General features: G+C 30.6%; 10 protein-coding genes and 1 riboswitch. All 10 genes read left to right on the forward strand.

The annotated features are described in order from the left end of the window. Positions 1 to 175 precede the first annotated feature (175 nt). The 10 genes from AAT22_RS04385 to AAT22_RS04430 all read left to right on the forward strand — a co-directional run bounded on the left by AAT22_RS04385 (position 176) and on the right by AAT22_RS04430 (position 11,449). On the forward strand, positions 176 to 1,831 hold the full coding sequence (locus AAT22_RS04385; RefSeq protein ID WP_047000381.1) for a peptide ABC transporter substrate-binding protein: 1,656 nt from the start codon (positions 176 to 178) through the stop codon (positions 1,829 to 1,831). Between the two features lie 160 nt (positions 1,832 to 1,991). Further along, positions 1,992 to 2,933, forward strand: coding sequence for an ABC transporter permease (locus AAT22_RS04390; RefSeq protein WP_047000382.1), 942 nt, complete (start codon positions 1,992 to 1,994; stop codon positions 2,931 to 2,933). Continuing rightward, positions 2,926 to 3,990, forward strand: coding sequence for an oligopeptide ABC transporter permease (opp3C, locus tag AAT22_RS04395; RefSeq protein WP_047000383.1), 1,065 nt, complete (start codon positions 2,926 to 2,928; stop codon positions 3,988 to 3,990). The genes AAT22_RS04390 and opp3C overlap by 8 nt, the downstream gene beginning before the upstream one ends. A 13-nt stretch (positions 3,991 to 4,003) precedes the next feature. After that, positions 4,004 to 5,083 carry an ABC transporter ATP-binding protein gene (locus AAT22_RS04400; protein WP_047000384.1) on the forward strand — a complete coding sequence of 360 codons (1,080 nt, stop codon included), beginning with the start codon at positions 4,004 to 4,006 and terminating at the stop codon, positions 5,081 to 5,083. Then, a complete protein-coding gene (locus tag AAT22_RS04405; protein ID WP_047000385.1) occupies positions 5,073 to 5,996 on the forward strand; it encodes an ATP-binding cassette domain-containing protein in 924 nt (307 codons plus the stop codon). Before AAT22_RS04400 ends, AAT22_RS04405 begins: the two co-directional genes overlap by 11 nt. A 273-nt stretch (positions 5,997 to 6,269) precedes the next feature. Beyond that, complete coding sequence (locus tag AAT22_RS04410) at positions 6,270 to 7,763, forward strand: DUF1538 domain-containing protein (protein WP_047000386.1); 1,494 nt, start codon at positions 6,270 to 6,272, stop codon at positions 7,761 to 7,763. Continuing rightward, on the forward strand, positions 7,750 to 8,421 hold the full coding sequence (locus tag AAT22_RS04415) for a P-II family nitrogen regulator (RefSeq protein ID WP_347456819.1): 672 nt from the start codon (positions 7,750 to 7,752) through the stop codon (positions 8,419 to 8,421). Before AAT22_RS04410 ends, AAT22_RS04415 begins: the two co-directional genes overlap by 14 nt. A 275-nt stretch (positions 8,422 to 8,696) precedes the next feature. Next, a riboswitch (Lysine riboswitch) is annotated at positions 8,697 to 8,881 on the forward strand. Between the two features lie 146 nt (positions 8,882 to 9,027). Further along, positions 9,028 to 9,855, forward strand: coding sequence for a transporter substrate-binding domain-containing protein (locus tag AAT22_RS04420; protein ID WP_047000387.1), 828 nt, complete (start codon positions 9,028 to 9,030; stop codon positions 9,853 to 9,855). Positions 9,856 to 9,922: 67 nt separating this feature from the next. After that, positions 9,923 to 10,696, forward strand: coding sequence for an amino acid ABC transporter permease (locus AAT22_RS04425; RefSeq protein WP_047000388.1), 774 nt, complete (start codon positions 9,923 to 9,925; stop codon positions 10,694 to 10,696). Positions 10,697 to 10,708: 12 nt separating this feature from the next. Beyond that, positions 10,709 to 11,449, forward strand: coding sequence for an amino acid ABC transporter ATP-binding protein (locus AAT22_RS04430; protein ID WP_016208108.1), 741 nt, complete (start codon positions 10,709 to 10,711; stop codon positions 11,447 to 11,449). Positions 11,450 to 11,716 lie beyond the last annotated feature (267 nt).

The following is an 11,716-nucleotide window of genomic DNA, read 5'->3' on the forward strand; positions in this document are numbered from 1 at the left end:
AATAAAAAAAGATATTTAATATAAAAAATTAATTAAAATACTTATTAAATTATCAAATTTTTATATTGACAAGGATAAAAATAACAATATATAATATATAAAAAAGCAAACGATATTATCAAATTGTAAAAAATAATTTTGTTTCTTTGATAAATAAATAATTAGGGGGCGTAATATGAAAAAAGTTAAGAAACTTTTAACCTTGGCATTAGCGATGACGTTGTCAATTAGCTTAGTTGCTTGCGGTGGGGCAAAAAGTACAAGCAATAATTCTAATGGTACACAGACAACACAAGGTTCAGACAAAACTTTAAAAGTTCAATTTGATGTTGAGATTGCATCAATGGATCCTCAAATTGCAACTGATGGTACTTCTTTTGAAGCAATAGCAGCTGTTACAGAAGGAATATATTCTGTGGACAAGGCAGGATCACCAATATTAGCTGCAGCAGAATCAGCAGAAAAGAGTGAAGATGGATTAACTTATACATTTAAATTAAGAGATGCTAAATGGTCAAATGGTACTAAAGTAACAGCAAATGACTTTGTATTTGCCTGGAGACGTTTAGCTGATCCGAAAACAGCTAGTGAATATGCTTTTATGATTGGCATTGCAGGAATTAAAAATGCTGAAGATGTTTTAGCAGGTAAAAAGGGAGTTGAAGAGTTAGGGGTAAAGGCAAAGGATGATAATACTTTGGTAGTAGAACTATCACATCCAGTTACATTCTTTGAATCATTATTATCATTCCCATCATTTTTCCCAGTTAATGAAGAATTTTATAAACAATCTGGAGATAGCTTTGCAACATCACCAAATACTATTTTAGCAAATGGGCCATATAAAATTTCTTCTTATGAACCAGCAGCAACAACAATAGAATTAGTTAAGAATTCGGATTATTGGGATGCTAATGCTGTTAAGTTAGATGGAATCAAATTCCAAGTAATAAAAGAAGCTCAACAAACTATGCTTGCATATCAAAATGGTGATTTAGATGTTGCTGCACTTGCAGGGGAACAAGTAGAACAATTTAAAGCTGACCCTGAGTTTACAAATGTTGCAGCAGGATACCTTTGGTATATTTCTGTTAATCAAAAGGTAGCAGGATTAGAAAATGAAAATTTACGTAAAGCAATTGCATTAGCTTATGATAAAGAAGCTATCGTTAATAATATATTAAAAGATGGTTCTGTTGTAGCAGATTTTGCAGTACCGCAGTTACTAGCTACAGGACCAGATGGAAAAGACTTCCGTGAAACAACTGGAACTTATCTTTCAACAGATAAAGCTAAGGCCTTAGAGTTCTATAATAATGCAAAGAAAGAATTAGGAAAAGAAACATTCAAATATAAAATGATGGTTGAAGATACTGAATCAGCTCAAAATGTAGCTCAATTTATTCAATCAGAAATTCAAACAACTCTTCCAGGAGTTACAATAGAACTTGAAGTAATGCCTAAAAAGAACAGAGTTGAAAGAATGCAAGCAGGAGATTTTGAATCTGTACTTACTCGTTGGGGTCCTGACTATGCAGATCCAATGACATATTTAGATATGTGGACAACAGATAGCCCTAACAACTACGGTTTTTGGACAAATTCAGAATATGATAAGTTGATTAAATCAGCTAAAGACGGAGAACTTGCTCTAAACCCTGAAAAAAGATGGGAGGAATTAAAGAAAGCAGAAAAAATGGTAATGGATGAAGCGGTTATTTTACCTGTATATCAAAAAGGAAATGCTGTTATGATTAAAAAGAGTGTTTCTAATATAGAATTCCATTCAGTTGGTGTTACTAGAATTTTCAAGAATGTTACTAAGAATTAAATTGTAAAAAAATTATTATAGTGAAAAGTTAAGAGTGAAAAAGTGAAAAGTTAAGGGTGTTTTGCTATGCAAAACTTGAAAGATACAGATGCTAACTCACTTTTTCACTCTTTCCTTTTTCACTTTTCACTTATTATATTACTTTCAGGAGGAATTGCAGATGAAAAAATATTTGCTTAAAAGAATAGCAATTTCCATAACGACACTTTTAGTAATTTTATTAATATTATTTTTAATGCTAGAATTTATGCCCGGATCTCCATTTAATGATGAAAAATTAACTGTAGATCAAATTGCACTATTAAATCAAAAGTATGGATTAGATCAACCGGTATTTATAAGATTTCTTAATTATATAAAAAATATGCTTACAGGAGATTTTGGGGTTTCTTATACAATTTCAAAGAATACACCAATATCTGCATTGCTACAAACACGTTTACCAATATCATTAAGAGTTGGGGGACAAGCGGTCTTACTTGGAACTTTAATAGGGTTAATTTTAGGAATAATAGCTGCAATAAAGCATAATACGATTTGGGATACTATAACTACTGTGATTTCCGTTTTAGGAGTAAGTTTACCTTCATATGTATTTGCATTAGGATTATCTTATTATTTAGGTTTTAAGGTAACTTTATTTCCACTTTTATATTCAGCAGAAATGCCCTTTAAATCTTCAGTACTTCCAACAATAGCCTTATGCATGTTTACAATAGCTACAATAGCTCGTTTTACAAGGACCGAAATGTTAGAGGTTCTTGGTTCAGATTATATGCAACTTGCAGAAAGTAAAGGAGTAAGTGGAATAAGACTTTTACTAAGACATGCTGTAAGAAATGCTTTAATTCCAATTATTACTGTTTTAGCTCCGTTAATAGTAGGACTTATGACTGGTAGTTTGGTAATTGAAAAGATATTTTCGATTCCTGGAATCGGAAGTCTTTTGGTAACTGCAATTCAATCAAATGACTATAATGTAATAGTTGCATTAGCATTTATATATAGCGCAATGTATATAGCAATAATGCTTGTAGTTGATATTTTATATGGAGTTGTTGATCCAAGAATAAGATTAGCAAAGGAGGATAATCATGAGTAAAGAATTTGTAACAGAAAGTATAGAATTTTTAGAAAATGATTTTGAGTTAGTTGGTGAAGAAAATTTAACTAATATTGATAGAATCTATGCTAGTCAATCTTATTGGAAGGATGTTTTATCACGTCTTAAGAAAAATAAAGGAGCAATACTAGGACTTATTTGTATTATACTAATTACTTTTATGGCTGTGGTAGGGGTTTGGATGAATGGTCATACATATGATTCACAAACTATAGCACATCAAAACCTTGCACCAAGAATACCATTAATAGAAAATATCGGTATATTTGACGGTGGAGAAAAGATGAATACTTCACAAGGAGCAATTGAAGTTAATAAGTATGTATCAGCTAATGGAAATAAAACAGGACTTGAAGATACTTATTATTGGTTTGGTACAGATGTTTTAGGTAGAGATATATTTACAAGAACATGGATGGGAACAAGAATTTCTCTTTATATTGCATTGATAGCAGTTGCAATTGATATGATATTTGGTTTAAGCTATGGACTAATTTCAGGGTATTTTGGAGGTGCTGTAGATAATGTAATGCAACGTTTTGCAGAAATACTAAATGGTATCCCAAGTCTTGTAATTGTTACATTACTAATTATAGTATTAAGGCCCGGATTATTAACAATAACATTTTCTTTAATGATTACAGGTTGGATTGGTATGAATCGTATTGCTAGAGCTCAAATGCTTAAGTTAAAAGAACAAGAATTTGTTTTGGCATCTAGAACTTTGGGGGCAAAGAGTTTATTTATTATATTTAAAGAAATTCTCCCAAATATATTAGGTGCAATAATTACAAATACAATGTTTTCTATACCAAATGCTATATTTACAGAAGCTTTTCTAGCTTTTATTGGCTTAGGAGTACCGGCACCAATGGCTTCTTTGGGATCACTAATTAGTGATGCCTTTAAATCATTCACTACACATCCATATATGATAGTAGCTCCGGTTATAGTTCTTGCAATATTAATGCTAAGCTTTAATATGTTGGCAGATGGTGTACGTGATGCTTTTGATCCTAAAATGAAGGAAATGTAGGGGGTTATGGTAAATGAATAAAGAAAAAGTATTATCCATTAGAGATTTATCCATATCCTTTAAAACATCAGCAGGTATGGTAAATGCCATTCGTGGAGTAAAGTTAGATTTATATAGAGGAGAAACTCTAGCAATAGTAGGTGAAAGTGGTAGTGGTAAATCAGTTACGATGAAGGCTGCTATGGGGATATTAAGTAGTAACGGTGAAGTTAATTCAGGAAGTATTAATTTTACTTATTACAGAGATAATGAAAAAGTTGAAGTTGATATTTTAAAATTATCAAAGAAAGAAATGAGAACAAGAATAAATGGAAAGCGTATAGCGATGATATTTCAAGATCCTATGACATCATTAAATCCAACTATGACAATTGGAGCACAAATCATGGAGGGAATGATTTGGCATTATAAGACTCCAAAAAGAGAAGCACAGAAAAAAGCTATTGAATTATTAGAACTTGTTGGCATTACTGATGCAAAAAAACGTATGAAAAATTATCCTCATCAACTTTCAGGAGGAATGAGACAAAGGGTTGTTATAGCTATAGCACTTGCTTGTAATCCTGATCTGCTAATATGTGATGAACCTACAACTGCGTTAGATGTAACTATACAAGCAAAAATATTGGAATTAATAAAAGATCTTCAAAGAAAATTAAATATATCAGTTATATATATAACACATGATCTTGGAGTTGTGGCAAAGGTGGCTGATTATGTAGCAGTTATGTATGCCGGAAAAATAGTAGAAAAAGGGAATGTAGATGAGATATTTTATGATCCAAGACATCCGTACACTTGGGGGTTATTATCAGCTATGCCAGATATAGATACTACGGATGATAAGCTTTATACAATACCAGGAACACCAGCTAATTTATTAAATAAGGTGGAGGGAGATGCTTTTTCACCAAGAAATATTTATGCATTAAATATTGACAACCGTATTGAGCCTCCAATGTTTAAAATTACTGATACTCACTATGCAGCAACTTGGTTATTGCATGAGAATTCACCAAAAGTTGAAATGCCAGAAGAACTAAGAAGTAGAATAGATAGAATGTTAAAGGAGGCGTATGTGGATGCAAGATAAGCAGCCTTTATTAGAAGTAAAAAACTTAAAACAACATTTTAGGGTAAGTAGAAAATTTACTGTAAAAGCAGTAAATGGTGTTTCATTTGAAATATATCCAGGTGAAACTTATGGTCTTGTTGGAGAGTCTGGAAGTGGAAAATCCACAATTGGACGTTCAATAATAAGATTATATGATCCAACAGCTGGAGAAATAAAATTTGATGGTGCAAATATATCTGGAAAGTTATCAGAAAAGGAAAATAAGCATTTGAGAACTAATATGCAAATGATATTTCAAGATCCTATGGCTTGTTTAAATCCTCGTAAAAAGGTATTAGATATTATTGCACAAGGTTTGGACATACATCATTTATATAGCAATAAAGAAGAACGAAATGAAAAGGTATATAAGATATTAGAGAAGGTAGGATTATCAAAAGAGCATGCTAATAGATATCCTCATCAATTTTCAGGAGGACAAAGGCAACGTATAGGAATTGCAAGAGCACTTATAATGAATCCCAAGCTTATTATAGCTGATGAAGCCATTAGTGCCTTAGATGTTTCTATTCAAGCACAAGTTGTAAATTTAATGAAAGAAATTCAAAATGAAACTAATACTGCACTTCTATTTATAGCTCATGATTTATCAATGGTAAAGTATATTTCAAATAGAATAGGGGTACTTCATTTAGGATATTTGCTTGAAACTGGAACAACAGAAGAGATTTTTTCAAACCCGATTCATCCTTATACTAAATCCTTAATATCAGCCATACCACATCCGAATCCAAACGTAGAAAAATCAAGAATATCAGAATCTTATGATTATGAAACTAGTGGAATAGACTATTCAGAAGGGGTTAAGAAACATGTGGACGGAACGCATTATGTGCTAGCTACAGATGAAGAATTTAATAGCTGGATATAAAATTCATAAGAATAATGTTAATACGCTTCTTTAATATATATTATATATCCTATGGGTAACAAATTGTAAGTTATTCATAGGATATTTTTATATAAATAAATTAATTTTATATTTAAGTAAATAATAATTATATAGTAGAGGAATTTATAATAAAGATGAATAAAATATTAACATAGTGTAAAAAGAACGTAATAATAGCAATAAAAACATAATAATACTGTATAATTATATTATGAGTTAATAAAATTAATAAAAGAAAGGGATGATACATGTTTGAATTTATTAACGGAAAAAATAAAAGAAGTATTAATGTCTGTTCTGCCAATAACCATAATAGTATTAATATTAAATTTCACATTGACACCTATAGAAATTCCATTATTAATTAGATTTTTAATTGGAACAGTTGCAATTGTTATAGGGTTATCTATATTCTTAGTTGGAGTAGATATTGGAGTAACACCTATAGGTAATATAATGGGAACGAATATAGCAAAGACAAATAAGCTTTGGATAGTTATAGCAGCAGGATTATTACTTGGATTCTTTATATCTGTAGCTGAGCCAGATCTACAAATTCTTGGAGGGCAAGTAGAATTTGTTACGTCAGGATTAGTATCTAAATGGCTTATAGTAGCTATTGTTTCTATAGGAATAGCTGTTATGCTTTCTTTGGGATTGGGGAGAATAGTATATAATTTTCCTTTATATAAATTATTAACTATTATATATGGAGTTATTATGCTACTTGCATTATTTACATCTCCAGAATTTTTAGCAATATCTTTTGATGCATCAGGAGCTACAACAGGAGCAATGACAGTTCCATTTATTTTAGCACTAGCAACAGGAGTTTCCCGTCTGAAAAAGGATAGTAAGTCATCAGAAAAGGATAGTTTTGGATTAGTTGCTATAGCATCTACTGGTGCTATTATATCAGTAATGTTAATGAGTATTTTATCTAAGACAGACCAAGTTACAGGAAGCCTTGAAGGATCAGAGGTAATATCTACATCAATTATTTTACCATTTATTGAGAAAATACCAGTAATAACATTTGAAATATTATTAGCATTATTACCAATATTGATTATTTTCATTATTTTTCAAAAAGTAAAGTTTAAATTATCAAAAAGATTATTTAGAAAAGTCTTATTTGGGATGCTATTTACATTTATAGGATTAGTCATATTTTTAGTTGGAGTAAATGCAGGTTTTATGGATGTAGGAACTGTAGTTGGTAAAAGTATAGCTGCATTGGACAATAAAATATATGTTATTATTGTAGGTTTTGTATTAGGGTTTGTTACAATATTGGCTGAACCAGCAGTTTATGTATTGACACATCAAATAGAAGATGTTACAAGTGGCTATGTAAAAAGAAAAGTTGTAATGTTCACACTTGCAATAGGAGTAGGTTTTGCTGTAGCGCTATCCATGGTAAGAATATTAGTACCTGAAGTTAAATTATGGCATTACTTATTGCCTGGATATTTAGTCTCAATTGCAATGAGCTATTTTGTACCGAAATTATTTGTTGGAATGGCCTTTGATTCAGGAGGAGTTGCATCAGGACCGATGACAGCTACATTCATATTAGCCTTTGCTCAAGGTGTAGCAGAAGCTATTGAAGGTGCAGATGTTCTTATAGATGGATTTGGTATGATTGCAATGGTTGCAATGACACCTATAATCGCATTACAAATACTAGGATTTATCTTTAAAATTAAATCCAGAAAAGGAGGAATTGTTGATGATGTCCAATAGCCTTGAATCTAAAGGTATGGAGCTTATTTATTTTATAGTCAATTTTGGGTTAGGAAGTAAATTGATACAGAGAGCAAAATATCACGGTGTTTCTGGGGGAACTATATTTTTAGGAAGAGGGACAGTTAATAATAAAATTTTAGATTATTTAGGTCTATCAGATATAAGAAAAGAAATTGTTCTTATGGTTGCTGATAGTGATACTGTTATTAAATCTTTAAAAGAGTTAGATGAAGAATTTAAGTTTGAAAAGCCAAATCATGGGATAGTATTTACTACTTCTATATCAAATATTTTAGGAACAAGAAGGTATAAAAGCGATAATATTAGTAAAGAAAGAGGTGTAGAAAATATAATGTATAATTCTATAACTGCTATAGTAGAAAAAGGCAGAGCAGAAGATGTTATAGATGCAGCCACTAAAGCAGGAGCAAAAGGTGGAACAATAATAAATGCTAGAGGTTCTGGCATCCATGAAACAAGTAAAGTGTTTGCTATGGAAATAGAACCTGAAAAAGAAATAGTTATGATTATATCTAAGAATGATAAAACAGAGGCAATTATAGCTTCTATAAGAAAAGAACTTGAAATGGATAAGCCAGGAAATGGCATTGTTTTTACACAAGATATAAATAAAACTTATGGTCTATATGAGTAAAAGATAATAAAGTTATATTAAATAAAGTATATGTTAATGTTATACCCTTCTAAACTAGCAAGTTGGAAGGGTTTATTTAATTTCAAATTACCTTAAGTGGATATTTTAGAGGGAAAATAGATAGTATCTTTATGAGGTTTGTTTATATTAGTTACTGATCCTAAAAAAGCTAGAGAATTTAAAATATAAAAATAGATTTTTTTATTAAACTATTGACATTTATTATATAAGCCTGTACACTAAAAACATAAATTTAATAAATACCTCACTTTCATATGTGGGGTAGAGGCGCAAAATTTAACAGTCTTTGGTTGAACTAGAGAAAGTGATGATACTAAGGAGAAGGAAATTTTGCCGAAGCTTGTAATATATCTCGGTATTACTTGCTGGGTCTGTAGTTAAGAGCTACAGGACTGTCTTAATAAACTTTCCCGGTTTATTAAGTTGTGCTATCTCAAATGGGAAGATGAGGATTAGGTTATATATAAATTAGGCCTGAGCTTTGCTCAGTTATTTTTTTATAGGAACCTATCCAAAGATTTAAGATAGCACCAATCCAATCAAAGGGTTGGTTTTTTATTATTAAAAAAGAGGAGAGGATTTACTATGAAGAAAAAACTATCATTATTAATTTCATTATCATTAGTAGCAATGCTATTATTAACAGGATGTGGCTCAGGAAACTCAAATAAAAAGGATGAAAATGTATTTAGAGTTGGACTTGAAGCTGGATATCCCCCATTTAACTGGACACAAATGGATGATTCAAATGGAGGAGTAAAAATAGATGGAAGTGCAGAATATGCAGGTGGATATGACGTAGAAATTGCAAAGAAAATAGCTGACGGATTAGGAAAAGAGCTAGTTATTGTTAAAACAGAATGGGATGGATTAGTACCAGCATTAACATCAGGAAAAATTGATGCAATAATTGCAGGTATGTCACCAACAGCAGAGCGTAAGGAAACAATAGATTTTTCTAATAACTATTATAAATCACAATTAGTTATGGTTGTTAAAAATGGCGGTCAATATACTAATGCTAAAACATTAGCTGATTTTAATGGAGCAAAAGTTACAGGGCAATTAAATACATTCCATTATTCAGTAATAGAGCAAATTCAAGGGGTAAAAAAACTAGAAGCTATGGATAACTTTCCAGCTATGAGAGTTGCTCTTGAATCAGGTGTTATTGATGCATATGTATCTGAAAAACCAGAAGCTGTTAGTGCACAAACTGCTAACTCAAACTTTAAAATGATTGAGCTTGAAGATGGATTTGTTACAAATCCAGAAGATACAGAAACAGCAGTAGGTATTAAAAAAGGCAGTGAGTTAACAGCAAAAATAAATGAAATTTTATCAGGTATTTCACAAGAAGAACAAACAGAAATAATGAGTAATGCTATTAAGAATCAACCGGCAGCTCAATAGTTTTATTAGAATAGGTTAATATTTAACCTATTCAAATTTTATCTTAGATAATTATTAGGAGGATAATATGAGTATTGAATGGATAGTAAAAATACTTCAAAATAACTTACCAATGTTTTTACGTGGAGCAGGTATGACACTTTTTATTTCTATAATTGGTACTTTAATTGGTACTTTAATTGGTTTATTAGTAGGGGTTATTAGAACTATTCCTGTGCCTGATAGGGGGCTAAAGAAAGTATTTCTTAAAATTATTAATGTAATTCTTTCTATTTATATAGAATTTTTTAGGGGAACACCTATGATAGTGCAAGCTATGGTAATTTACTATGGTTCAGCTCAATTTTTAGGAATAGATATAAATAAAATAGCAGCAGCATTATTTATAGTATCAATAAATACTGGGGCATATATGTCAGAAATAGTAAGAGGGGGCATAATTTCTATAGATAAAGGTCAATTTGAGGCTGCTCAAGCAATAGGAATGAATCATTTTCAAACAATGATGAATATTGTATTACCGCAAGTTATACGAAATATATTACCAGCAACAGGTAATGAGTTTGTAATAAATATAAAGGATACATCTGTTTTAAATGTAATTTCTGTATCCGAACTATATTTCCAAACAAAAACAGTAGCAGGAAATAATTATAGATATTTCGAAGCATTCTTCGTAACATGTATCCTTTATTTTATAATGACATATACAGTTACAAGAATCTTAAGAGCATTTGAAAGAAAAATAGATGGCCCAGAAAATTACATTATGGCTGGAAATCAAATGCAAGTAGAAAGACCAGAAGATATACTACAAAAAACTAAAGATGTAGTAGCTTAATGGAGGAAAAGTATGAAGAAAGTAATAGATATTCAACATTTAAATAAATCCTTTGGAACTCATGAAGTGTTAAAAGATATTGATTTTTCAGTAGATAAGGGAGAAGTTGTTTGCATAATAGGATCATCTGGATCTGGTAAGTCAACTTTGCTAAGATGTATAAATCTTTTGGAAAAACCAACTGGTGGAAAAATAATATACAATGGAGAAAATATTTTAGATGACGATCACAATATATATAAATACAGAACTAAGTTAGGTATGGTTTTTCAACAGTTTAATTTATTTAATAATCATAATGTGCTTAGTAATTGTGTTGTCGGACAAATGAAAGTATTAAATCGCTCAAGAGAAGAAGCAGAGAAAGTTGCAATGAAGTATTTAGATATAGTTGGTATGAGTAATTATGTTAATGCTAAACCAAAGCAACTATCAGGAGGACAAAAGCAACGTGTTGCCATTGCAAGAGCATTATCGATGGAGCCAGATGTTATTCTTTTTGATGAACCAACATCAGCACTTGATCCAGAAATGGTAGGAGAAGTTTTAAAGGTCATGAAGGAGCTTGCAGAAAGTGGTCTTACAATGTTAGTTGTAACGCATGAAATGGGTTTTGCAAGAGAAGTTTCAGATAGAGTAGTATTTATGAATAATGGAGTTATTGAAGAAGAAGGAACTCCAGAGCAAATATTTAATAATCCAACAAAAGAACGAACACGTGAATTTTTAAAGCGTACATTAAAAGATATGTAAATACAAATTGCTACTGTCAAAATGAATTTGGGAGTAGTAATTTTTTTTATTTACTACTTGTATAGAAAGTAATAAAATATCAATTTGTGATAATGTTTTCATACACAATTTTAAAAGAATTAAGAATGGAAATTAAAAAATATAGAAAAAGGAAAAAATAAATGTTTGAATTTGCCTGTTTATGACTAAATTTAGTGCTTATTTATACGATAAATTAATATAAGGAAAGTATATTGTTTATATTAATTTTCATGTAGGTTGGAGGAG

It is taken from the genome of Clostridium sp. C8, assembly GCF_001010885.1.
GTDB lineage: Bacteria > Bacillota > Clostridia > Clostridiales > Clostridiaceae > Clostridium > Clostridium sartagoforme.

Coding starts and splice junctions, on each gene's coding strand:
- opp3C (WP_047000383.1), top strand. CDS start 2,926: ATGAGTAAAGAATTTGTAACAGAAAGTATAGAATTTTTAGAAAATGAT.
- AAT22_RS04430 (WP_016208108.1), top strand. CDS start 10,709: ATGAAGAAAGTAATAGATATTCAACATTTAAATAAATCCTTTGGAACT.
- AAT22_RS04415 (WP_347456819.1), top strand. CDS start 7,750: ATGATGTCCAATAGCCTTGAATCTAAAGGTATGGAGCTTATTTATTTT.
- AAT22_RS04420 (WP_047000387.1), top strand. CDS start 9,028: ATGAAGAAAAAACTATCATTATTAATTTCATTATCATTAGTAGCAATG.
- AAT22_RS04390 (WP_047000382.1), top strand. CDS start 1,992: ATGAAAAAATATTTGCTTAAAAGAATAGCAATTTCCATAACGACACTT.
- AAT22_RS04425 (WP_047000388.1), top strand. CDS start 9,923: ATGAGTATTGAATGGATAGTAAAAATACTTCAAAATAACTTACCAATG.
- AAT22_RS04405 (WP_047000385.1), top strand. CDS start 5,073: ATGCAAGATAAGCAGCCTTTATTAGAAGTAAAAAACTTAAAACAACAT.
- AAT22_RS04400 (WP_047000384.1), top strand. CDS start 4,004: ATGAATAAAGAAAAAGTATTATCCATTAGAGATTTATCCATATCCTTT.
- AAT22_RS04385 (WP_047000381.1), top strand. CDS start 176: ATGAAAAAAGTTAAGAAACTTTTAACCTTGGCATTAGCGATGACGTTG.